Origin of the sequence: Myceligenerans pegani (assembly GCF_014892515.1) — a bacterium.
Lineage (GTDB): Bacteria > Actinomycetota > Actinomycetes > Actinomycetales > Cellulomonadaceae > Myceligenerans > Myceligenerans pegani.
In genome coordinates this window covers 18,570-41,323 of the sequence record NZ_JADBGR010000098.1, presented here as the reverse complement: position 1 = coordinate 41,323, position 22,754 = coordinate 18,570, and the positions used below count along the sequence as shown (strand labels likewise).

Genomic DNA, 22,754 nt, shown 5'->3' with positions numbered 1-22,754 from the left:
GCTTCCGCCGGCCTCCTACTCGCTCGCGCCGGCGTCCGCCAGGCCCAGCGTCTCGCGGATGGCCGCCTCCGCCCCGCCGTCGTCGACCTTCATCGCCTGGTCGACGTGCTTCATGACCTCCTTCTTCGACTCCGCGGCCGCCGCGCCCTCCCAGTGGCCCGCCGCCTCCTGGATCGTGGCGGCCAGCGCGTGCGCGTCGGCGGCGACCTCGTCGGGCCACGCCGACCGGTGCAGGCCCTCGGCCTCGGCGCGCAGCGCGGCGGCCACCGCCGCGGCCAGGCCGGTCTGCTGCTCGAGCGGCGCCTCGGAGTCGACGGCCTCCTCGAACTGGTCCCGCACGCCGTCGTACGGGGCGACGATCTGGAGGAACTGCTCGCCCGCGGCCTCGGTGCCGAGCGGCTCCGGCGGAGCCTCGACGGTCCCGGCGTCGGCGCCGCCGGGGCCGGTCGACGGCATCGAGCACCCGGTCAGGGACAGGGCGGCGACCAGGGCGACGGCGGCGGTACGGCGCATGGTTCCTCCAGGGAGCTTCTCGTGCAGGAGTCTTCTCGGGGCGAGCGGTCACGAACTGTAGCCGCGCGGGCGGTGCCCGGGGGAGCGCCGGGAGGGCGACGAAACGATTAGGACGTCATGCCGGAGGTCACGGACGACGTCGTGTCGGGCGTCACGGACGACGTCGCCCGGTCCCGCGGCGCGGATGCACGAAGATGGATCCCATGCGTCTGCACATCCCCGTCTCCCTGCGCTGGTCCGACCTCGACGCGTATCAGCACGTCAACAACGTCGAGATGCTCGACCTGCTCCAGGAGGCCCGTATCGAGGCGTTCTGGCGGCACGAGGACGTCGTCGACCCGCTGCCGACGGCCGTCGTCGACTCGGGGCCGGCGGCGACGACGCACACCTTCGTGGCCCACCAGGAGATCGAGTACCTGCGCCCGCTGGCGTACACGCGCCGCCCGGTCCTCGTGGAGATGTGGTTCGGCAAGCTCGGCGGCGCGTCGATCGAGGTCTGCTACGCGGTGCACGACGGCGGCCCGGGCGTCGTCGCCACCTCGGGCGAACCGCTGGACTCCGAACCGTACGTGCGTGCCTCGACCACGCTGGTCCTGGTCGACGCCGCCACGGGCAAGCCGCGCCGCATCACCGAGACGGAGCGCGCCGCGTGGAAGCCGTACCTGGACGAGCCGGTCACGTTCCGCCGCCGCTGACGGCGGCCCTCGGCGGGCCGCCGTCAGCCCGCCTCACGCCCGGCGGACGCGCGGCTCCGGCAGCTCCGGCGGCTCGGCGGCCGGGTGCTCCGCCAGCAGGCGGAACGACTCGGCGATCGCGGCGTCGAGCTGCTTGTCGGCGTCGCTGAAGTAGTCGGCGGGGGTGTGCCACACCTCGACGTCCGGGTCGACGCCGTGGTTCTCGACGCCCCAGCCGGGCCCCTCCAGCCAGAAGGCGTAGCGGGGCTGGGTGATGCTCGTCCCGTCGACGAGGTCGAACCGCCCGTCGATGCCGACGACGCCGCCCCAGGTGCGCACGCCGACCACCGGGCCGACGTCCAGGGCCTGGGCGGCGGCGTTGACGATGTCGCCGTCCGAGCCGGCGTGCTCGTTCGTCACGAGCACCACCGGGCCGCGCGGCGCGTTGTCCGGGTACGGCATCGGCTGCTCGTAGTGCCGTGCCACGTCCCAGCCGATGATCCGGCGCGCCAGACGCGCGATCACGAGCTGCGACGTGTGGCCGCCCCCGTTGAACCGCACGTCGACCACGAGGCCCTCGCGGCGGACGGCCTGGCGCAGGTCCCGGAACATCTGGGCCCAACCGTTGCTCGTCATGTCCGGGACGTGCACGTAGCCGAGCCTGCCGCCCGACTTCTCCGCCACGTAGTCGCGGCGCGAGGCGACCCAGGCCTGGTACCGCAGCACGGCCTCGTCCGCCAGCGGCACGACGACGACGCGACGGTCGGCCTCCGCCCCCTGCCGCCGGAGGGTGAGCTCCACGGGCCGCTCCGCCGCCCCCGCCAGGTTCGCCGCCGGCCCGACGACCGGGTCGACCGGAACGCCGTCGATCGCGACGACGGTGTCGCCGGGCCGCGCGTCGACCCCCGCCGCCCGCAGCGGCGAGCGCGCGTCGGGATCCGAGGACTCGCCGGGCAGGATCCTGTCGATCCGCCAGCCGCCGTCCGCCGGGGAGAAGTCGGCGCCCAGGAAGCCCAGGCGGCGTGAGGTGTCGCCGGGCTGCCACGGCGGGCTGATGTAGGCGTGCGAGGTGTTCAGCTCCCCGACGGTCTCCCAGAGCACGTCCGTCAGGTCGTCGTGGGTGGCGATCCGGTCGACCACCGGACGCCAGCGCGCCACCGCCGCGTCCCAGTCGACGCCGTTCATGTCCGCGCGCCAGTAGTGGTCGCGCATGATCCGCGCGTTCTCGTCGAACATCTGGCGCCACTGCACCCTCGGGTCCACCTCGTACCGCATCCGGGACAGGTCGATGCCGGTGGAGCCGCCGGGGCCGGCGTCGTCGCCCGGCTTCGCGGTGGCGGGCTGCGTGGTCAGCTCGTCACCGGACCGGATCACGACGCGCTTGCCGTCACCGGAGACGGCATAGCCGTCGACCTTCTCGGCGACATCGGTGGCCTTGCGCTCGTCGAAGGACCAGAACTGCAGCGAGTTCGCCTCGCCGTCCTCCTCGACGCCGGCGTTCCGGGCGCCCAGCACTCCGGCGTCGTCCGTCTCGCGGATCCACAGGACGCCGCCCTTCGCGCTCCGCAGGGCCCGGTAGCGCCCGGAGGCGACGGGGAACGGCACGACCCGCTCCTCGGCCCCGTCGAAGTCGATGTCGGGGCAGGTCACGGCCGCGTCCGCCGGCTCGTCGCCGTCGTCCGCCGGCGCGGTGTCCTTCTGCTGCTCGCCCTTCTTCTGCTCCTTCTTCTCCTCGGGCTTGCTCAGGCGCCAGCCGTCGACGCTCGGGCCGAACGGCGCGGGCTCCGCCGCGCTGAGCGGGATCAGCCAGGGGCGGGTCGCCGCGCCGAACGACAGCGCGAACTCGTGCGCGTCGTAGGCGGGGTCGAACGTACGGTCCGAGAGCAGGACGAGGTACTTCCCGTCGTCGGTGAACGCCGGGGACCGGTCGTGGAACTTCCCGGACGTCACCGCTCGCCCCTCCGGGACGTCCGCCCGCAGGTCGGCCACCATCAGGTGGTGGTGGTCACCCTCGTTGCCGGTCGGTGCGCTCCAGGTCAGGTACCGGCCGTCGGGCGAGAAGGCCAGGCCCTCCGCCTCCCCGGCGGCCGACCGGCCCACCTCGGTGACCGTGGACGACTCCGGCTCACCCGGCGCCGGCACGGTGACCAGGCTGATCCGGCCGTCGTGCGAGATCGTGGCGACGCTCGCCCCGTCCGGGCTCGCGGCGAGGTGGAGGACCCTGCCGAGCGCACCGCCCGCGAACCGGACCGAGGGCGCGGAGCCGTCCAGCGAGTGCGCCTCCAGCGCGTCCTCGCCGTCGGCGTCCGTCACGACGACGGCGCGCCCGGTGTCGCCCAGCAGGTCCGGCTCCCGGACACGTTCCGCCGGATCGGCGACCAGGACGCGCGCCGGGCCCGCCCGGTGCGTCACCCAGAAGGCGGTGCCGAGCCAGCCGACGAGGCTCCCGTCGCCGCCCTTGTCCGTCGCCAGCCCGTCGATCCGCGACGGCCTGGCGGCGTAGGGCTGCGGCGCCGCCCCGGTGAGCGTGACGTCGACGCGGCGGGGCGTGCCGTCGAGCGAGTCGAGGATCCAGAGGTCGCCACGGCTGTGCCAGACGACCCGGGCGCCGTCCGTCGTCGCGTCCCGGACGTAGCCCTGTTCCGCCGTCTGGAACGTGACCTGGCGCGGCGCCGCCGGTGTCGTCCCCTCGCCCGGCGCGGCCGTGGCCAGCCCGTCCCAGGCCCAGAGGTTCGCCTGCTCGTCGGCGTGATCGGGGAAGGTCGCCGCCCGGTCCGACGTGAACAGGAGCGTGTCACCCACCCACATCGGGTCCAGGACCGCCGCCTGTTCCGCGGGCAGCGCCTGCTTCCAGGAGTCGTCGCCGGTGCGGTCGAGCCACAGGCGGGACGCGGTGCCGCCCCGGTACCGCTTCCAGTGCACCGCCGGCCGGTAGCCGGCCGACACCAGGGCCGTGACGCCGCCGTCGTGGGCGGCCACGCCCCACGCCGGGCCGTACCGCAGCCGTTCCACCGAGCCGTCGAGCGCCACCGCGTGGACGACGGTGAGCCACCGGTGGTGCTCCGCCCCGTTCGTCGCCACCAGGACGCGGCCGGCGCCGTCCCAGCCGAGCAGCAGCGTCCGCATCCCGCCGAACCAGGTGAGGCGGCGCGCCGCTCCGCCGTCCAGGTCCGCGACGTACACCTCCGGGTGGCCGTCCCGGTGCGACAGGTAGGCCACCCGGGAGCCGTCCGGGGCCAGCCGCGGGGTCGCGCAGGCGACGTGATCGCTGGTCAGGCGCCAGGCGCGCCCGCCGGTGACAGGCGCGAGCCACACGTCGTCGTCGGCGACGAACGTGACGAGGTCCTCGTGGAGGTGCGGGTACCGCAGGTAGGGGCGAGACATGCGCACAACGTACCTGTGACCTCGGACACCGTCACGGATAATCCGCTCGGAGCGGACGGCCGCACCCGCGCCGCGACGGCACGGCCGCGACGGCACGGCCGCGACGGCCCTGCCCGTGCCGCGGCGGCGGCGCGCCGCTATGCGGCCGGGAGCCGCATCATGCCCTCCTGGCCCATCGACGCCACCAGCGTGCCGTCGGTCCGGTAGACGCGCGCGTGCCCCAGAGCGCGACCGCCCTGCGCGGACGCGGCGCCCTGCACGTACAGGAGCCACTCGTCCGCCCGCACGTCGCGGTGCCACCACATCGCGTGGTCGAGGCTGGCCAGGGGCACCTTGCCGCCACCCACCTCCTGCCACGACTTCCCCGCCGCCCGCAGCGCCGGCTCGAGCATGATCTGGTCGCACGCGAATGCGAGCATCGCCCGGTGCAGCATCTGGTCGTCGCACTCGATCGGGCGGCGCGCCCGCATCCACACCAGCTGCGTGCGCGGCGCCTCCCCGGCCGACGGGTCGCGCGGCAGGTAGAGCGACCCGCCCACGTGGCGGAGGTCGAACGCGGACTGCTCGGCCCAGAACGCGCGGGCACGGTCGTCGGCGCCCGCGAGCTCCTCGAGCGCGGAGGGGACGTCCTCGGGCGCCGGGACGTCGTCGGGCATCGGCGTGGTGAGCTCGAAGCCGGGCTGGTCCTCCTGGAACGACGCGATCATCGACAGGATCGGCCGGCCGAACTGCATCGCGTGCGAGCGCCGCGCGCTGAACGAACGCCCGTCCCGCAGGCGTTCGACGGCGAACCCGATCGGCGCCTCCAGCGATCCCTCGCGCAGGAAGTAGCCGTGCAGGGAGTGGATGAGGCGGCCGGGCGGGACGGTGCGTGCCGCCGCGACGATCGCCTGCGCCAGCACCTGGCCGCCGTAGGCACGTGGGGCGGGGCCGAGCACGCTGTCGCCCTCGAACACGTCGTCCTCGCCGCGAGCGCCTGGGCCGTCCACGGGGCGCAGGTCCAGGACCTCCAGGAGGTGGCCCAGGGGGTCGGCCGTCGCCGGCTGATCGGTGATTCGCTCCACGTTCAGTCCTCGAAGGTGTTGATCATGGAGAAGGCGGCGCGCTCGAGGTAGTCCCACAGCTCCGCTTCGTGCACGGGCGCCAGGTCCAGCGCGTCGACGGCGGCGCGCATGTGCTTCAGCCAGCGGTCGCGGGCGTCCGGATTGACCTTGAACGGCATGTGCCGCATCCGCAGCCGGGGATGGCCCCGCTCCTCGGAGTACGTCTTGGGCCCGCCCCAGTACTGCTCGAGGAACAGCGTGAGGCGCTCGGCGGCCGGGCCCAGGTCCTCCTCCGGGTACATGGGGCGCAGGACGGGGTCGCCGGCGACGCCCTCGTAGAAGGTGTCGACCAGCTTCGCGAACGTCTCGTGCCCGCCGACCTGTTCGTAGAACGTCTTCACCCCGTCATCCTCGCATCAGTGCGGGCCCCGGAGGCGGCCCCGGGAGCCGGAGGGCGGTGTGAGTCCGCCGACAGCACGCACCGGGGACGGCGGGGATCGCGACGGGCGAAACCGCCGTGCTTCGTGCCGATCTCTCGCGACTCCGGATAGGGTGGAGGCAGTCCGGCAACGACGCACGGGTTTTGGGAGCGTGATTCATGTCGAAGGCGAACGACATCCTGGTGGCACTCGGCGGCAACACGAACGTCGTCGAGCTCGAGCCGTGCATCACCCGCTTGCGCGTCGAGGTGAGCGATCCGGCCCTGGTGGACGAGCCGGGCCTGAAGAACTCCGGCGCGTTCGGCGTGGTCCGGTCCGGGCGCGTCGTCCAGGTGATCGTGGGCCCGGAGGCCGATGACCTCGCCGCCGAGCTGGACGGTCTGCGAGCCCGCGCCTGACATGTACGACGGCGGACGTGGCCGGGTCGCGGGCGGGTGCGTGACCTCCGCCACGGTCGCGTGAGCCGTTCCCGGACGCGCTGTGAAGGTCGCGCGGCGGTGTGCGGGACCGCCGTGCGGGCTTGGCTCCGGGGCCCGTGCAGCCACTAGCGTGAGCACCCGTGAACGAAGAGCAACTTGCCGCGGCCTTCTTCGACGGTGCCGAAGGGTTCTGGGACTGGTTCGTGGACAAGCCGCTGAACATCCTCATCATCCTCGTCGTCAGCGTCGTCGCGCTCGTCCTGACACGACGCCTGATCACGCACCTGACCGAGCGCATCGCCGCCGGGGTGACCCGTGACCAGGAGCGCGCCGTCCGGGCCGCGGCGGCCGAAGCGAGCGCCGCCGCCGTGGACACCGCCCACAAGAGGCGACGTAAGGTGCGGATCAGCCCGCAGGCTCTGGGCGAGGTCCTCGCACAGACCGGCAACGGCCCCACGGCGGACCGTCGTGCCCAGCGGGCCCGGACGGTCGGTTCGGTCCTGAACTCGACGGCCAACATCGCCATCGGGGTGTTCGCCGTGCTGTCGATCGCGAGCGTGCTGGAGATCGACCTCACCGGCCTGATCGCCGGCGCCGGGATCGTCGGCGTCGCGATCGGGTTCGGGGCCCAGAGCCTCGTCAAGGACTTCCTCAGCGGGATCTTCCTCCTCATCGAGGACCAGTTCGGCGTGGGCGACTTCGTCGACCTGGGCGGCGGCGTGACCGGCACCGTCGAGGCGATGGGGCTGCGCCTGACCCAGGTGCGCAACTTCGACGGCACCCTCTGGTACGTCCGCAACGGCGAGATCCTCCGGGCGGGCAACAGCACGCAGGAGTGGAGCCGCGCGGTGGCACCCATCCTCGTGCCCGTGGGGAGCGACGTCGAAGCCGTGCGCGCCGCGCTCGGCCGCGCCGTCGACCGCGTGCAGGAGGACCCGGAGACGTCGTCGGCCCTGCTGGAGGCGCCGTCGGTGCGCGGCGTCGACAACGTGGACGCCTTCACCCTCACGTTCACCCTGCACGCGCAGGTCCGCCCCGGCGAGCAGTGGCTGATCGCGCGGGCACTGCGCGTCTCCGCCCAGGAGGAGCTGCTGCGCGAGGGCATCGTCGTGCAGAGCATCCCGGCGAACCGGGCGGCCGAGGCGTCGGAGATGCCGCCGAGCGAGAGCTGACGCGAGCGCGGGCCGACGGCGGTGCGGGCCCCTCGGAGCCGCCCGCCGGGCTCGCGGCCCGCCGCACGAAGCGGGTCCGCGCGTCCCCCGAATCGGGCCACACGCCGGTGGTTCCCCCCGAGCGACCCCGTTCGGTGGCAGGATCTTGCCTGTGAGCCACGACGAGACGACTCGCGCCGCGACCGGTGTCGACGGCGCCACCGAGCCGGCCGGTCGGTCGGCGCTGCCCGAGCTGCCGGAGGATCTCGCCGACCTGGCGGAGCTCTGCGGCGTACAGACCGTGTTCACCGATGCCGCCGGGACCACGCGCCGCGTGAGCCCGTCGACGCTCGCGGCCGTGCTCGGCGCGCTCGGCGTGCCCGCCGCGTCGCCGTCGGCCATCGCCGAGTCGACCGCCCGGGTGCGGGACGACGAGTGGCGCGAGATGCTCCCGTCCGCCGTCGTCGTCCGCCAGGGCACCGAGACGCGGATCCCGGTGCACGTGACCGACGGATCGAGCGTCTCGTGCTGGGTGGAGCTCGAACCCGCGGCACCCGCGGTGCCGGCGAGCGCCACGCCCTGGCGCGTCGGCCCGGCCACGGGCACGATCCGGCGCGTCGCGCCCGCGTCCGGGCCGCCTCCCGCGGGTGCGCCGGGGCCTGACGACGCGACGCCGGCCCCGGGCACGCGCCACCTGGACCAGGCGGACGTCCTGGTCGAGCCGCGCACCGTGGACTCGCGGAAGGTGGGCCGGGCGACCTTCGTCGTCCCCGGCGACCTGCCCCTGGGATGGCACACCCTGCACGCCGAGTCGGACGGCACCACGGCGGTGACCACCCTCGTCGTCACGCCGGACCGGCTGGCGACGGCGCGGGCGCTCGCGGACACGCAGGTGTGGGGCTTCCTGACCCAGCTCTACTCGGTGCGCTCGCGCGACTCGTGGGGCATCGGCGACCTGGCCGACCTCGCCGACCTGGCCTGGCTCACGGCGAACAACGCGGGTGCGGACTTCGTCGCGCCCGGCCCCCTCCATGCCACGGAGCCCACGGCACCCATCACCGACAGCCCGTACCTGCCGACGTCGCGCCGGTTCCTGTCGCCGCTGTACATCCGCGTCGAGGACATCCGGGAGACCGCCTACCTGTCCTCGGCCGACCGCTCCCTGGTGGAGTGGGCGGGCGAGCCGGTGCGCGACCTGTCGAGCGACGCCGCCCCGATCGATCGCGAGGCGGTCTGGGAGGCCAAGAAGTCGGCGCTCGAGGTGGTCTTCACCGCGGCACGCTCGGCCGCGCGGCAGACCGCGTTCGACGAGTTCGTCCTGGGGCAGGGGCGTGGCCTGGTGGACTTCGCCACCTGGTGCGCCATCGCGGAGCACCTCGGCGAGCAGGAGTGGCCGCCGGACCTGCTGGACCCGTCGTCGTCCACGGTGGCGACGCTGCGCGGATCCCTGAAGGACCGGGTCGAGTTCTACTGCTGGCTCCAGTGGGTCGCCGACGAGCAGTTGCGGCGCGCCCACCGGATCGGGCTCGAGGCGGGGATGCGCGTCGGGATCGTCAAGGAGCTGGCCTCGGGCGTGCACCCGGAGGGAGCCGACGTCTGGGTGCAGCCCGGGGTGCTGGCGCGCGGGGTGTCGGTGGGCGTGCCGCCGTCGTCGGCCGTCGGCGCCGAGGGCCGCAACCGCGGCCTGCCGCCCTGGCACCCGCAGGAGCTCGCGAAGGCGGGGTACGCGCCGTTCCGTGACATGCTCCGCACCGCGTTGCGGCACTGCGGCGCGCTGCGCGTCGGGCACATCGGGGATCTGTTCCGATCCTGGTGGATCCCCGGCGCCACACGGGCGACCGCGGGCGCCTACGTGACGTACGACCACGAGGCACTCGTCGGGATCCTGTGCCTGGAGGCGCACCGCGCCGGCGTCCCGCTGATCGCCGACGACGCTCTCCTCGACGACGCCGAGCGCGACTACCTGGCCGGGCGCGGCATCCTGCTCGGATCCGTCCTGCTCGCCGACCAGTCCGGCACCGGCGAGCTCGTCCCGCCGCAGGACTTCCGCCCCGGCGGCTTCGTCACCCCGACGCCGCCGGACCTGCCGCCGACGGCGAGTTGCCTGGCCGGCGAGCACATCGACCTCGGCGAGCGGCTGGGCATCCTCACCGAGGACGCCCAGGTGCTGCGTTCCCGGGCGCGGGCACGCCGCGAGGCGCTGATGACGTCGCTGTCCCGGAGCGGCATGACGACGTTCGACCCGTCGGAACGGGAGCTCGTCGAGGGCCTGTACCGCTACCTGCGGGACACCCCGGCGGCGCTCGTGGCCGTGGACCTCGCCGACGCGGTCGGGGAGCGGCGCACCCAGGCGCAGCTCGGCGCCGGCGACGGCTACCCGAACTGGCGCGTCCCGCTGGCAGACGGCTCGGGCGCCCTGGTCATGCTGGAGGACCTGTTCGACTCGGCGCGGCTGCGGTCCCTGGTGACGGTCCTCAACGAGGAGGGCTGAGTTCCCGCGGACGCGGTCGGCAGGGTCATGTGAGCACCGCGCCTCGCGAGGCCGAGCCGACGAGTTTCGTGTACTTGGCCAGCACGCCGCGCGTGTAGCCGTGGGGGAGCGGGGCCCAGCCCGCCCGGCGGGCCTCCAGGTCGGCCGGGTCCACCAGCAGGTCGAGGGTCTTCGCGGCCACGTCGAGGCGGATGCGGTCGCCGTCGCGCACGAACGCGATGGGCCCGGCGTCGACGGCCTCGGGTGCGATGTGACCCACGCACAGGCCGGTGGTGCCGCCGGAGAACCGGCCGTCCGTCACGAGCAGGACGTCCTTGCCGAGGCCCGCGCCCTTGATGGCGCCGGTGATGGCGAGCATCTCGCGCATGCCGGGGCCGCCCTTGGGGCCCTCGTAGCGGATGACGACGACGTCGCCGGCCTGGATCGTCCCGTCCTCCAGGGCGTCCAGCGCGGCGCGCTCGCGCTCGAAGACGCGCGCGGTCCCCTCGAACACGTCGGAGTCGAAGCCGGCCGACTTCACCACCGCCCCCTCCGGCGCGAGCGACCCGTGCAGGATGGTGATGCCGCCGGTCTGGTGGATCGGTTCGCCCATGGCACGCAGGATCTTGCCGTCCGGGTCGGGCGGCGCGATCTCGGCGAGGTTCTCGGCCATGGTGCGGCCCGTGACCGTCAGGGCGTCCCCGTGCAGCAGGCCGGCGTCCAGCAGCGCCTTCATCACCACCGGGACGCCGCCGATGCGGTCGACGTCGTTCATCACGTACTGCCCGAACGGCTTGAGATCGCCCAGGTGCGGCACGCGGTCCGCGATGCGGGAGAAGTCGTCGAGGGTGAGTTCCACCTCGGCCTCGTAGGCGATGGCCAGCAGGTGGAGCACGGCGTTCGTGGACCCGCCGAACGCCATGACGACGGCGATCGCGTTCTCGAACGCCTCCTTGGTGAGGATGTCGCGCGCGGTGATGCCCCGGCGCAGCAGGTTCACGACCGCCTCGCCCGACCGGTGCGCCCACGTGTCGCGGCGGCGGTCGGCCGACGGCGGAGCGGCCGAGCCGGGCAGCGACATGCCGAGCGCCTCGGCCGCCGACGCCATCGTGTTCGCGGTGTACATGCCGCCGCACGCGCCCTCGCCGGGGCAGATCGCGCGCTCGATCCGGCCGACGTCCTCGGTGCTCATGAGCCCGCGCGCGCACGCCCCGACGGCCTCGAACGCGTCGATGATCGTGACCTGCTTCTCCGTGCCGTCGGTGAGCTTGACCCAGCCCGGCATGATCGAGCCGGCGTAGAGGAACACGCTCGACAGGTCCAGGCGCGCGGCCGCCATCAGCATGCCGGGCAGCGACTTGTCGCACCCGGCCAGCAGCACCGACCCGTCCAGGCGCTCGGCCTGCATCACCGTCTCGACCGAGTCGGCGATGACGTCGCGGGAGACGAGCGAGAAGTGCATGCCCTCGTGGCCCATGGAGATGCCGTCGGAGACGGAGATGGTGCCGAACTCCAGCGGGTAGCCGCCCGCGGCGTGCACGCCCTCCTTGGCGGCCTTGCCCAGCCTGTCGAGCGAGAGGTTGCACGGCGTGATCTCGTTCCACGAACTGGCGACGCCGATCTGGGGCTTGGCGAAGTCGTCGTCGCCGAGCCCGACGGCGCGGAGCATCCCCCGGGACGCGGTGGCCTCCAGGCCATCGGTCACCTGGCGGGAGCGGGGTTTGATGTCGACCGGGTTCTCGGAGCTGCTCATCCCTGGATTCTGCCCCGGGCAGGGCGACTCGGGCCAGGTGCGCGGCGGCGAGGCAGGGAACCGGTGAGCGGCTCGACCCGGCGCTCAGGCGTTTCCGGGCTCGTTGCGCCGCGTCTCGAACTCGTCGTGGCCGTTCGGGCACTCCGGGATCGTGTCTCCCGCGGTCACGTGAACCTTCTCGCCGCACTTCGCGCAGAAGAAGTCGCCGGTCTTCCGCGCTTTCTCGCCGGCATGTGCCGCCATGATCGTGTCCTCTTCGCGGATGGGTGTCTTCGTCGATGGGGGTCTTCGTCCATTCGATACCCGCCCGCCCGCGGTCGCACGGCGGCGGCGCGGCACGGACAGCTGCGTGGCGGCGGCACCGACCCGAGGCTGGAAGGAGGAGCCGGACGCGGACGACGAACGAGAAAAGGGGTGCTGTCCACCCGTCAGCCACGTGTGGGTGCACGCTCCGGTTCGGTCGCGGGGATGCCACGGGCCGCCAGGGCCGCTGTCAGGTCGCCCGACAGGAGGGCGGCCGCTGCCGGCCGGTCACGCAGCGTCGCGTCGAGGTGTGCGAGGGTCAGGCCTTGCGCGAAGGCGTGTGCGACGGCGGGATCGATGAGCTCGTCGAGTTGCCGCATCGCTCGGACCCAGCTCAGGAGCGGGACCGTGTCTGCTGCCGACCGGATCGCCTCGTGCTCCGCGCCGACGTCGTCCGCGAAGTGGTAGTGGTCGGCGCCGTCCAGCACGACGAGCCGTACGGGGTCGGGCGTGCGCGAGACCATGTCGCGGATCCCCGCCAGGCGCGTCGAGACGTCCTCCGCCCCGGTGAGGTACAGCGTGGGCACGCTGCGCACCGGGTCGAGCGTCACCTGGTAGACGCCGGGCCTCGGGTCGGAGCCACCCGCGGGCGCGATGGCCACGACAGCGTCCACCCGGGGATCGGCCTGCGCGACGGTCAGCGCGGTCCAGCCCCCGATGCTGTGGCCGACGACGCCGATCCGCTCGGCGCCGTCGGCCACCGCCCGCTCAAGTAACGTGCGTAGTTCCACCACGCGCGTCCGCGCGATCAGGTCCGCGCGTGCGGCCCGGCCGGCCGCGTCCTCCCCGGGTCGCGCGCCGCCGAGGGTCTCGTCGACCGTCTCGGCGTGGTCGGTCGCGAGTACCCGGTACCCGTGGCTCGCCAGGTGCGCACACAGGAACGACGCCGAGCCTCGATGAGCGCCGCCGCGATGTGAGAACAGCACCGTCGGGGCCTCGGTTCCGGCGGGTCCGCGCGTTGGCGTTTCGGCGGGCGCCCACGTCTCGACCGGGTGCGGCCTGCCCAGTCCGGTGTCCAGGTCGATGCTGTCTGTGCTTCTCGTGACGGAGTACGGGCCGACGGCGAAGGGGTCGTAGAGGGTCATGACGCCATCCTGGGCGGGCGGGGGAGAGGTGTCGCGCGTTTCTTCGCACAGCAGATGGCTGGGCCTTCCCTATCCGCTGCAGCCGCTGCGAGCCTCGGGACTCGCCGCCTGAACCTGACCTGAACCTGCCTGAACTTACGTCATCGAGGCGGAGCATCGGACACACCGCAGCCGGACCGGCTGGTGCAGACGATGTCGCCGGCACCGGAAGTGAAACGCCGCGGCCAGCTGATCGATGCCTCCTGGCCCGCGATCAGTCATGCCGTTGCCTTGTCCATGAACCTGGCCTGAACGTCCGACAGCGATCGTGAGGCATCGAAAGCAGACGTTCCTCCAAGGAGACGACGATGTCACAGATCGAAACACTCACCGCCATCCCGTTTGCGGAAACCGAGTTGGGCGCGGTTGTCCTGGCGGAGGCCAGGTACTACGAGGTGCCGACCACGCGGGCGTGGGAGTACATCCAGGACATGGGGCAGATCGCCGCGGGGCGGGTGCCGAACTTCGGCCTCCCCGGCGGTCTCGACCTCCCTCCGGACGTGGCTTCCGTCCTGCACGCCAACGCGACGGCGACCACGCTCGGCCAGGTCCTCGCCATGGGACCGGAGGGCAGCCACGAGATGCTCAGTTCACTCCTAGACTTCGCCGACGAGCATGGATCGATCGCCGGCCTCGAGTCGATCCTGTTGTCCACGATCCTGACCGAGCTGCACTCGCACGACGGCGGCCTGCTGGCGCGCGCCGAGATGGTCTGGAACGCCGTCGGCGGGCTCGAGGGCGTCCTGTCGGGCGAAGCCGACCTCATTCCGGTCGTCGACGGCATCACCGGCCAGTTCGGCTTTCCGTCCCTGGAGACTCTCCAGCACGTGTTCGACGATCCCATCGGTGTGGGAACCGAGGTCGTGCACACGATCAAGGCTCCGGGGCACCGTATCTTCGACCGCGTCCAGAGCGTCCTCGGCACCATCGACGCCGACGCTGGATCCACCTTCGCCGAGTTCCGCCAGAGCGAAGTGGGCCAGTTCGTGGAGACCGTCGCATCCGTCGCCATCGGTATCGGGCTCGTGGCCGAAGCCCCGATCGCGGGTGCCATCAAGGTCGGATCGGCGGTGGTCGAAGGCGCTGTGACGTTCATCTCGGGCATTTTCGACGCCGTCTTCGGCTCGTCCGACGACGAGAACGCGAACGCGCCCGAACCCCCGAACGACCACGACAAGGTCCAAAAGGGCGAGCACGCCGTCGTCGGATGCTGGGTCGAGGAGGAGATCGTCGTCGACGACACGCGGATCCCTGAGAAGGTCGAGGACGGGAGCTGCCCCGATCCGGATCTTCAGCAACCGATCCCATTCCCGATGCCCGACGAGCCAGGCGGGTGGCCCACTGAACCACGTCCCGTTCTCGGTGGACCGGGCCTCGGCAAGCTCTTCCAGGTTGAGGACTCCGACGCATACAGCCTTGCGTTCTCGCTGGACCAAACCGGTCTGCTCGAACTCGACGCCATCGTGCCCGAGCTCGGATGGGACGAAGACGCCTACGAGGGGCTGATCGAACAGCTCGACATCCTCTCGGTCGCGCTGCCGGACCGGCTCGACGCACTCATCACCCGCGCCTGGACGGTCAGCGTCGACGGCGGCGACCTCGAAGCACGCGTGCTGACCGGGGAAGAGGGCGCCATCGGGGTCCTGCGGCCGACCAGTCCCGACATGACCGTCGGCGTGGAGGAGGTGCACCGGAACCTCATCATCCCGAACACGTCCTGGCGCGCGAAGATCGTCTCGCCCGGCGGGTTCGAGTACACGAGCGAACTCGAGTACATCGTCGGTCAGATCGCGACCCTGGACGCCGCCGTCGAGCAGAAGTACTACGCCAACGTGGTCGATCTCGTCACGGCCTGGCGCGACGACCTGGCCGCGATCGACCTCTCGGCGTAGTGAAAGGGGACATCATGCTCACCTCGCAGCTGCTCGGAAGCAGCGCGGATCTTCAGGCTGTCGCCAGCGGGAACAGGCGGATCTCCGCCCCCGAGACCTCCGATCAGGTGACACTGGTACAAACCGCGCTGGTCGCACTCGGATACTCGATGCCCACCACCGACATTGACGGCAGGCTCACCGTCGGCGGTGAGACCGCCCGGGCGATCGTCGACTACAAGACCGATCGCGGACTGATGCCCAACGATCCCGTCGTCGGCGTCGGGACATCGCACGCGCTCGACGCCGAGATCGCCTTCCTCGAGGACGAGACTCTCGCCAGGCCGCCGGAGAAGGCCGGAATCCTCGCACTCGACCCCTACAAGGCTGGCTTCGCCGAGATCCTGCACGCCGACGTCGGCATCGGCGACAGGCTTCTGGACCTCTTCGAGCTGAGGGATCGGTTGTGCTTCCGGCTCTCGATGGAGCTCGGACACGCCATCGCGCAATGGTTCGGCGAGACCATCGTCGAGCCGCGCGTGTTCGAGGACTTCAAGACCCTGATGGGACCTGCGCCCGTGGCCGACTTCTTCGACGACGAGAAGGGATCGTCGAAGTACACGCGATTCCTCGCGGCCGAGCACCCCGGACTGACGCCCGCCAAGGTCACCGAGCTCGGCCGCAGACGCCGCCCGGACATCATGCGCCACGCCGGGGGGAGCTCGGAGTGGTACGAGATCAAGCCCGCGAGCATCAGTGGCGCACGCGACGCCGGCCTCAAGCTGCTGAGCATCCTGGATGACTACGAGGCCGCGGGGCTCCCGTACAAGCCCGGCCGGCGGTACACCCCTACACGTGAGATCCCGTTGACCTTGACCCCGTTGATCGGGCCGCACGGGGAGCGCATCAGGCCCGTGCTCGAACTACGTCGCCCCGTGCGCGGACTGATCTTCTGGACCTTGTGTCTCAAGGGGGACTACATCGAGTACCTCAACAGGGCACGGCTCGTCGCCGGACTGCTCGCCATCATGATCGCGCTCGCCGAAGCGGCTGCTGCGGCAGCCGTCGTGGCAGCTGAAGCCGAGGCGATCGCCGGGATCATCGCGGCGCTGCGAGGCTTTGCCGCGGCGGCCGGAGTCACGCTACCCGTCCTCTCCCATTAGGTCGCCGTCGATGTCAGGCAAGGTTCACGGGGTGGCCCTGCCGAGGCGTGGCGAGTAGTAGAGTCGCCGATCTGTATAGTATCGACTCGCAAATTAGTAGAGTATGACACTGCGGATCTGTTGAGTATCGCGCCGCTTCGGGATAGGCTCGAACGGTCCTCGACCACCCGACCGAGAGCCATGGCCCTTGAAGTACCGTGCACGCGTCATCGACGAAGAACTCGCTGAGCTGGTCGCCGATGTCCCCGCAGTATCTGTCGTCGGACCGAAGGCGATCGGAAAGACCGAGTCGGCCAAGCGGCACGCCGGCACCATTCTCGACCTGGCGGATGTGGATCAGCGAATTGTCGTGCAGTCCGCACGGCGCGAGGCTCTCGCGGCGGCGCAGCCGCCGGTGTTGATCGACGAGTGGCAGTACGACCCCGACATCTGGGAGGCGATGCGCCGAGAGGTGGACGCCGATCCGTCGCCCGGCCGGTTCATCCTCACGGGCAGCGCGAACCCGCGCGACGTTCGCGTGCATTCCGGTGCCGGTCGGCTGGTCCGACTGCGGATGCGTCCGATGAGCCTCGTCGAGCGCGGCTCGGCGCTCCCGTCGGTAAGTCTGGCGGCGCTCTGGCGCGGAGAGCAGCAGGTCGCAGGGACGTCGGATCTCGGGCTCGGCGACTACGTCGACGAGATCCTGGGTTCAGGATTTCCTGGAATACGTTTCGCCTCCGAACGCTCTCGACCACGGTTGTTGGCCGGATACGTCGAAAGCGCACTCGAGCAGGACGTGCCCGAACTCGGATTCGTACCCAAGCGCCCGGCGTCCCTCGCGCACTGGGTGCGAGCGTACGCGGCGGCCAGCTCGACGACGGCCACGTACGAGTCCATCGCGGCGGCGATCCCTGACGACCAGCGCCCCACCCGCGCCACCGTCAACGACTACCGTGACGTCCTGTCGCACCTGTGGCTCCTGGACCAGGTGCCCGCGTTCACACTGAGCCGTAATCGGCTCGCAGGGCTCGGACGGACGCCGAAGCATCAATTGGCAGACCCCGCGCTTGCCGCGTCGCTGTTGCGAGTCACCGCTGACACCCTGCTCGACACCTCTGCGGGCCGGGAGTTCGCGTCATTGCGAGACGGGCCGCTTCTCGGAACGCTCTTCGAGTCCTTGGCGACGTTGTGCGTACGCGTGTATGCGCAGCCACTCGAGCTCGACGTCGCCCACATCCGTACGGCGCGAGGTGAGCGTGAGGTCGATCTGGTGGTCCATGCCCCAGACGGACGCACCATCGCGTTCGAGGTCAAACTCGCTGCTACCCCGGACGATCGCGACGTGCGTCATCTGCATTGGCTGGGCGATCGGCTCGGTGACGACCTCGTCGACAAGATCGTGCTGACCACGGGTCGCAGTGCGTATCGCCGGGCTGACGGTGTCGCGGTCATCCCTCTTGCCCTCCTCGGCCCTTGACGACTCGATCCGGGGCGGAGTCCTCGGGTGCTGCGCGCCTGAGGCCGAAGGTGCCATCCACTGCCGCGACGCCATGTCCTCCCAGCCGAAGAGGTCATCGGAGGTACCGGTGATGCCTCACGATCGCCGTCGGACGTTCAGGTCAGGTTCACGAGGAGCGGGACGGGCCGGCGTCGTTGGGCGGGATTGGGCGGCACGCGGCCGCGGTCATCGCGGTTCTCCTTTCAGGCAAAGGTGATTGGGCGGACCGGTCGTCGCGCCATGAGTGCCTCGCTCTCGGAGAGCTGAGCAGGCTATTCGCTGCGGTTGGGCACGATCCCGACGGACACGGCGCCGAGCGCGGCCAGCAGGATCAGCAGCCAGCCGGATACGTCGATAGTGCCTTCGACAGCGAGCGGAACGGCGGCCTGGAGCGCGGTACCGGCGACGGCCACGATCGCCTTGGCGTAGTGACCGATGCCGGTCGGCAGGTTCGGCACGAGGTAGACGGATACGGCGGTCACCACCGCGACGGCGATGCCGAGTACCTCCGCGAGGGTCACGACGTCGTCGGTCAGCGCTGTGACGAGCACGCTGAGCGCGGCGGCGATGATCGCGACGATCGCCTTGGCGTAACGCGAAGGGAGCTCGACGGGGTCGAACTTGGTTGTGGGAGCTGAAGGTTCGGTAGTCATGGGAGATCTCCGATCGGGTCTCAGAGGTTTGACGAGCCTCAGGCCGGTGTCGAGCAGCCGGAGAGACACGTCACGGATACCGGTCCCGGGGTCTCGCAGGGCATGCGCCCTCTACTCATCCGCGAACAGGACGGGGTCTGGGTCGGGTGAGCGGGGGACCAACTGGCACACGAAGGCGGCGATGCACACCTCGGGTCGACGATATGGGTCGGCCGGGAGGTAGCGCGGTATCAGCAACGGCGGGACCCGGATCCCTTCCAGTGCTGCCTTCCGGGGATCGACCAGCCGTAGCTGCTCGTGGCGTGCCTTGGCCGCTGGATACTCGCGGTCGTAGTGCTCTTGTCGCAACCGCCGCTCCTCCTCAAAGGTCATCTGGTTCTCGACGACACGAGCGAGTTCGAGGTTCCGGATCAGGACCAGCCCGACGGCGAAGGCGGGGAGGCGTCCCGCTGCTGGTACAGCGCCGTCACTGACCAGCGGCGCCGTTGGGTCCTTGAGGCGCCAGGCACGCAATCCCAGGAGATCGGGGTTGAACCAGGACTCGCGGCGCACGGCGACGAACGCCAGCTCGGCCTTCAGGCCGTCGACCAGAAGTCGCTCGCCGGCGTCAATCGCCCCGTGGTCGACGAGCCTCGCTTCCGATAGCTCCGGGTATCGGTCACCCACGGAGGATCGCTTGATGATGTCGGCCCGCGAGAGCTGGATCGGTGTCCATGCGGCGGTCTCGAACGACGCGGGAACGAAGGACGTCTCGGGGTAGCGAGCACCCGATGCGGCGTCTGTTCGCCAGATGGTTACGAGGTCGAAGTTCTCCCGGGCGCGCGTGAAGAGCTTTGTGGGACGGGAACTCCCGTACGTTGCGATCGTCTGTATCGCCGCCTCGACATCGGATTGGCGACCTTCGATGGCGAGCCGGCTCGCGGCGTTGGCGACGGCCGCCTCCGAGGCATCCAATTCGGTTTCGGACACCGTCTCCGACAGCTGGAGTTGGGCGTGTCGACTCGCTGCGACGATGAGTTCTCCCTGGAGTTTGGCGTACCGGCGGTAGATGTCGGTGACGGATCCGGCGTCTGCGTCGACGTACAGGAGCGCCCGTGCTGCTTCGATCCGCGTCAGTTCCTCGTCGGATGGCTCGTGGTCACGTGCCTCGGCTTCGTCGAGCACGTCACGCCAGACGTCCCAGAGCAACGTCGGTGACGGGCCCGGATTCCAGACCGATGCGTGCGCCGCGACCAGGCTGCTCTGATACACCAGCTCGAAGGACATGGGCGTGGGCGCCACCCACGTCGTGGTTGCGAAACTCGGAAACGCTGATCGGTCGCCCGCGGCTGTGTACTCGCCGATGCACGCGGCCAGGGCCAGGGAGACCGCCGACGCCGGACTCGGATCGTCCCCGCTCCGGTCGGCGTCGGCGACGACCTCAGCCAGATCGCGCGAGGTGGGGGGTCCGGCCGAAGGCGGGGGTGCGGCCCCGGTGCCGGTGACGGCCTCGAGCACCTCAATCGCGTTGAGCGTGTTGACCTCTGCCGCAAGGAGCGCGGTTCCGTTCTGCGTGATGGCGAGCGTCTCCGGCTCGGCGGCCCAGTGAAGGGTCTGGTTCATGGCTGATCCCTGCTCAGGCTGTAAGCGTGGCCGATGGTCGATGTGCAGCGGATGATCAGATCCAGTCGGTGATCTCCGGGCTGGGCTCCGGAGATCGCGGAAGCGTATGGCAAACGAAACCCAGCAACTGCAGTCCGTTGATGGAGATACCTTCGTTGCTCCAGGTGGAATCGAAGGTCCGGGAGTCCGACTGGTTAACGTGCGAGCCGCCGGCCCACCACGGGCCGAAAGAGAAGCCCCCTCCTCCTCGCACGGTCTCGAACTTTGACATGTAGTCGCTGTGCGATTCACCGAAGTGGATACGCACGTCCCGTACGAACACGCACTCGGTAGTGATCGATGGCATGAGACCTTGAGGCGGTGACTGGCCGTCGCTGATCAACTGGTCCTTGACGACCGTGTCGTTCTGAGCGAATCGCCAGTATTGGCTCTTGAGGAAGTCGAGATGGAACCATGGCCGGTAGATCGGGACACGGGCGATTTTCATCGTCAGCGTGAAGTTCGAGGCGTCGATGGTTCCTTCCCACTTGGTCCTTGTGACCGACCCGCTACCGGAGACACCGATTCCGAAGATGGAGAATCCGCCACCGCCCGACGAAGTGCTTGACGAGAAGCTGTTGGCGCTCTGATAGTCGCCACTGCCGAAGGTGAACTCGGTCCAACCGGATCCTCCGCGAGCGAACGAGGCCGGCGCCGGCGACGTGTACAGGAAGTTCGCGCCCGAGGAAGGGTTGGTCAGCACGCCTCGGGTGAAGTCCTCCACGTAGCGCTGCTTCAGCAAGGCGTAGCTGCGCCCCTCGACCGACGCAATCGCCGCGGCGATGCGATCGTATTCGTCACGGTACCCGTTGGTAGCCCAGTCGTTCGCCGCTGCCCGCACCTTCATCTCGATGATGCTCGCCGTCGTGGCAAAGCGGTGGACCGCCTCCTGGTTTGTCGCGGTGAGCGCGTCGACGCGGAGATTCTGATACTCGGTTGCGGCCTTCAGCCACTCGAACTGCTTCTCCTGGTACCGCTTGACGAGTTTGCTCGGTACCAATGTGGTCGTCTCCGGATCGACGATGTCCTGCTCTTCGGTCTGGAGCAGTGACCGCCAGCGCTCGATCTTCGCTTTAGTCTCCTCGTCCGGCTGGATGTCGTAGACCTGGCTCATCTGCAGGGCCAGGGCGTACACGCTGGAGACCCGCGACTCGGGATTCCAGACGTTGATGCGATTGGAATCGACGATTCCGGTCGTGTCCGGGATCAGGTCGCACATCGCCTGGAACGCCTCGGCTCGCTGGTACTTGGCAAGCGCGTCGCTGGCCATCGCGGCAGCCGAGGCCTCTGTACTCGGCGCGGTCGCGTCCTTCGGGCCGACCGAGCCCGGAAGGTCCGCGGTATCGACGTTGTGGCGGTTTACCCCGCCGAACCCCTCAAGCGCGTAGTTGAAGTCGTCGTCGAGCAACGGGATCCCCGGGCTCATGAACGCGAGGTAGTGGTCAGTCGCCTTGGGCAGGACGGTACCGTCGCCGTTGATCAGAACATCGGTCACTTTTCCAAGCACCTTGTTCAGTAGTGCTTCGGGTTTCATGTCGTTGGGCATCGTTGTGCTCCTCAGGGTCGTTGGCTGAAGTTCGTGGTCGGTCAGGCGAAGTGTCAGGGGACGAGGAGAGCAGGGCCCACGCGCACGACGACCTCCTTGCTGATGGCCGCCGCCTCCCCGACAGCGCCGAGGCCGGCGGCCAGTCCTCCGGCTGCGGCCATGACGATGTGGCCGCCGACGACGAGCCCGACCAGCAGTACCACGACACTTGCCTCGCCATCCGGGTCTTCGGCCGTGACCTTGAGCGTCAACGTGACGGAGCCCGAGATCTGCACGTCACCGCCGAGCACCGGTTGCGACTTCACGATCGATTTCACGGCGCTGTACGTCACAGACCGCTCGATCGGATCCGCCGAAATGGACTGGAATCGCGTGCCGTCACCGATGCTCCCGCCCAGCACCGGCGTGCCGTCCAGCCCGACCGAAAGGCTCACCGAGGAGAACATGCCGGCGATCGCCTGCTGGGACTCCACCTTGAGCCGGTGGCACAGGGTGTTGAGCGCCGCGCCGCCGATGGTGCGGGCCGCTCCCGACGCGACGGCGGCTTCCAGTGCCGCCAGGTCCGGGGACAATTGGCACGCGATGGGGTACGTGCTGCCCCAGGAGACCTTGAGCGGACCGCTGGCGGACAGCTCGATTCGGATTCCCGGAGCCCGATACGTCGCCACAGGCCCCTTGATCGTGTAGGTGAGCGACGGCAGACCGCTGGCGGATCGAGGAAGCTCGACCACTGTGAGTTTGGTCGCGCTCAACATCAGCGGGACGCCGCCGAAAGGCACGGCCGTAGGTGCTCCCAGCTTGATCAGACGCTCCCACGTGGGACCGTTCACGTCGACGCGGGCATCGTCGACCAAGCCGGCCTGGACCCGCTGAAAACCCCTGATCGCCTCGCACAATTCCGGCGACGCGTGACCGTGCTCGATGGCGGGCAGATGCTCCAGCGACGTACCGCCCGCCGGCAGGCCGACCGCATCGAGAAGCTCGCCGACCTGCTGTTGATCGAACCCGATGTTCGGACATTGCGTCCCCTCGTTGGTCAGGCCGACAGCATGACCCAGTCCCCAGCCTGGCGTTGGATCAACAGGCATCGTGTCCACCCTTCGGTTCGTAGATCCGGCATCGGACGCAG

At 70.4% G+C, this 22,754-nt stretch carries 18 protein-coding genes; 7 read left to right on the top strand and 11 right to left on the bottom strand.

Translation table 11 applies throughout. The annotated features are described in order from the left end of the window. Positions 1-15: 15 nt before the first annotated feature. Positions 16-513 (bottom strand): hypothetical protein, encoded by a 498-nt coding sequence (locus IIE03_RS16620; RefSeq protein ID WP_192863884.1) that lies wholly within the window; start codon positions 511-513, stop codon positions 16-18. A gap of 203 nt (positions 514-716) precedes the next feature. On the opposite strand from IIE03_RS16620, the gene IIE03_RS16615 reads away from it, so the two are divergent. Then, positions 717-1,208, top strand: coding sequence for an acyl-CoA thioesterase (locus IIE03_RS16615; protein WP_192863883.1), 492 nt, complete (start codon positions 717-719; stop codon positions 1,206-1,208). Between the two features lie 33 nt (positions 1,209-1,241). On the opposite strand, the gene IIE03_RS16610 is transcribed toward IIE03_RS16615, so the two are convergent. The 3 genes from IIE03_RS16610 to IIE03_RS16600 all read right to left on the bottom strand — a co-directional run bounded on the left by IIE03_RS16610 (position 1,242) and on the right by IIE03_RS16600 (position 6,015). After that, positions 1,242-4,571 carry a S41 family peptidase gene (locus IIE03_RS16610; RefSeq protein ID WP_192863882.1) on the bottom strand — a complete coding sequence of 1,110 codons (3,330 nt, stop codon included), beginning with the start codon at positions 4,569-4,571 and terminating at the stop codon, positions 1,242-1,244. A gap of 137 nt (positions 4,572-4,708) precedes the next feature. Then, positions 4,709-5,626, bottom strand: coding sequence for an acyl-CoA thioesterase (locus IIE03_RS16605; RefSeq protein ID WP_192863916.1), 918 nt, complete (start codon positions 5,624-5,626; stop codon positions 4,709-4,711). Positions 5,627-5,637: 11 nt separating this feature from the next. After that, complete coding sequence (locus tag IIE03_RS16600) at positions 5,638-6,015, bottom strand: globin (protein ID WP_192863881.1); 378 nt, start codon at positions 6,013-6,015, stop codon at positions 5,638-5,640. 197 nt (positions 6,016-6,212) lie between these two features. Between IIE03_RS16600 and IIE03_RS16595 the strand changes: the two genes are divergently transcribed. The 3 genes from IIE03_RS16595 to malQ all read left to right on the top strand — a co-directional run bounded on the left by IIE03_RS16595 (position 6,213) and on the right by malQ (position 10,115). After that, positions 6,213-6,452 carry a glucose PTS transporter subunit EIIB gene (locus IIE03_RS16595; protein WP_192863880.1) on the top strand — a complete coding sequence of 80 codons (240 nt, stop codon included), beginning with the start codon at positions 6,213-6,215 and terminating at the stop codon, positions 6,450-6,452. Positions 6,453-6,613: 161 nt separating this feature from the next. Beyond that, positions 6,614-7,645 (top strand): mechanosensitive ion channel family protein, encoded by a 1,032-nt coding sequence (locus IIE03_RS16590; RefSeq protein WP_192863879.1) that lies wholly within the window; start codon positions 6,614-6,616, stop codon positions 7,643-7,645. Between the two features lie 151 nt (positions 7,646-7,796). After that, entirely contained in the window at positions 7,797-10,115 is a 2,319-nt protein-coding gene (gene malQ / locus IIE03_RS16585; RefSeq protein WP_318843028.1) for a 4-alpha-glucanotransferase, read from the top strand. Between the two features lie 25 nt (positions 10,116-10,140). On the opposite strand, the gene ilvD is transcribed toward malQ, so the two are convergent. The 3 genes from ilvD to IIE03_RS16570 form a co-directional block, all read right to left on the bottom strand. Continuing rightward, positions 10,141-11,847: a dihydroxy-acid dehydratase gene (gene ilvD / locus IIE03_RS16580; RefSeq protein ID WP_192863878.1), complete on the bottom strand. Its 1,707-nt coding sequence runs from the start codon at positions 11,845-11,847 to the stop codon at positions 10,141-10,143. 84 nt (positions 11,848-11,931) lie between these two features. Then, positions 11,932-12,090, bottom strand: coding sequence for a zinc ribbon-containing protein (locus tag IIE03_RS16575; protein ID WP_192863877.1), 159 nt, complete (start codon positions 12,088-12,090; stop codon positions 11,932-11,934). Between the two features lie 185 nt (positions 12,091-12,275). Continuing rightward, positions 12,276-13,235 (bottom strand): alpha/beta hydrolase family protein, encoded by a 960-nt coding sequence (locus IIE03_RS16570; protein WP_192863876.1) that lies wholly within the window; start codon positions 13,233-13,235, stop codon positions 12,276-12,278. 347 nt (positions 13,236-13,582) lie between these two features. On the opposite strand from IIE03_RS16570, the gene IIE03_RS16565 reads away from it, so the two are divergent. The 3 genes from IIE03_RS16565 (at position 13,583) to IIE03_RS16555 (ending at position 17,764) form a co-directional block, all read left to right on the top strand. After that, positions 13,583-15,166 carry a hypothetical protein gene (locus IIE03_RS16565; protein ID WP_192863875.1) on the top strand — a complete coding sequence of 528 codons (1,584 nt, stop codon included), beginning with the start codon at positions 13,583-13,585 and terminating at the stop codon, positions 15,164-15,166. Positions 15,167-15,180: 14 nt separating this feature from the next. Continuing rightward, positions 15,181-16,308: a hypothetical protein gene (locus IIE03_RS16560; RefSeq protein ID WP_192863874.1), complete on the top strand. Its 1,128-nt coding sequence runs from the start codon at positions 15,181-15,183 to the stop codon at positions 16,306-16,308. A gap of 187 nt (positions 16,309-16,495) precedes the next feature. After that, entirely contained in the window at positions 16,496-17,764 is a 1,269-nt protein-coding gene (locus IIE03_RS16555; protein WP_192863873.1) for an ATP-binding protein, read from the top strand. 293 nt (positions 17,765-18,057) lie between these two features. On the opposite strand, the gene IIE03_RS16550 is transcribed toward IIE03_RS16555, so the two are convergent. The 4 genes from IIE03_RS16550 to IIE03_RS16535 all read right to left on the bottom strand — a co-directional run bounded on the left by IIE03_RS16550 (position 18,058) and on the right by IIE03_RS16535 (position 22,722). Further along, positions 18,058-18,438, bottom strand: a complete 381-nt coding sequence (locus IIE03_RS16550) for a hypothetical protein (RefSeq protein ID WP_192863872.1) — start codon at positions 18,436-18,438, stop codon at positions 18,058-18,060. 111 nt (positions 18,439-18,549) lie between these two features. Beyond that, positions 18,550-20,040, bottom strand: coding sequence for a hypothetical protein (locus IIE03_RS16545; protein WP_192863871.1), 1,491 nt, complete (start codon positions 20,038-20,040; stop codon positions 18,550-18,552). Between the two features lie 55 nt (positions 20,041-20,095). Continuing rightward, a complete protein-coding gene (locus IIE03_RS16540) occupies positions 20,096-21,625 on the bottom strand; it encodes a hypothetical protein (protein ID WP_192863870.1) in 1,530 nt (509 codons plus the stop codon). A 53-nt stretch (positions 21,626-21,678) separates the two neighbouring features. After that, positions 21,679-22,722: a hypothetical protein gene (locus IIE03_RS16535; RefSeq protein WP_192863869.1), complete on the bottom strand. Its 1,044-nt coding sequence runs from the start codon at positions 22,720-22,722 to the stop codon at positions 21,679-21,681. Positions 22,723-22,754 lie beyond the last annotated feature (32 nt).

Bases quoted from the DNA above. Each gene is read 5' to 3' on its own strand.
- IIE03_RS16620 (WP_192863884.1), bottom strand. From the start codon at position 513: ATGCGCCGTACCGCCGCCGTCGCCCTGGTCGCCGCCCTGTCCCTGACC.
- IIE03_RS16615 (WP_192863883.1), top strand. From the start codon at position 717: ATGCGTCTGCACATCCCCGTCTCCCTGCGCTGGTCCGACCTCGACGCG.
- IIE03_RS16610 (WP_192863882.1), bottom strand. From the start codon at position 4,571: ATGTCTCGCCCCTACCTGCGGTACCCGCACCTCCACGAGGACCTCGTC.
- IIE03_RS16595 (WP_192863880.1), top strand. From the start codon at position 6,213: ATGTCGAAGGCGAACGACATCCTGGTGGCACTCGGCGGCAACACGAAC.
- ilvD (WP_192863878.1), bottom strand. From the start codon at position 11,847: ATGAGCAGCTCCGAGAACCCGGTCGACATCAAACCCCGCTCCCGCCAG.
- IIE03_RS16575 (WP_192863877.1), bottom strand. From the start codon at position 12,090: ATGGCGGCACATGCCGGCGAGAAAGCGCGGAAGACCGGCGACTTCTTC.
- IIE03_RS16570 (WP_192863876.1), bottom strand. From the start codon at position 13,235: ATGACCCTCTACGACCCCTTCGCCGTCGGCCCGTACTCCGTCACGAGA.
- IIE03_RS16565 (WP_192863875.1), top strand. From the start codon at position 13,583: ATGTCACAGATCGAAACACTCACCGCCATCCCGTTTGCGGAAACCGAG.
- IIE03_RS16560 (WP_192863874.1), top strand. From the start codon at position 15,181: ATGCTCACCTCGCAGCTGCTCGGAAGCAGCGCGGATCTTCAGGCTGTC.
- IIE03_RS16550 (WP_192863872.1), bottom strand. From the start codon at position 18,438: ATGACTACCGAACCTTCAGCTCCCACAACCAAGTTCGACCCCGTCGAG.
- IIE03_RS16545 (WP_192863871.1), bottom strand. From the start codon at position 20,040: ATGAACCAGACCCTTCACTGGGCCGCCGAGCCGGAGACGCTCGCCATC.
- IIE03_RS16540 (WP_192863870.1), bottom strand. From the start codon at position 21,625: ATGCCCAACGACATGAAACCCGAAGCACTACTGAACAAGGTGCTTGGA.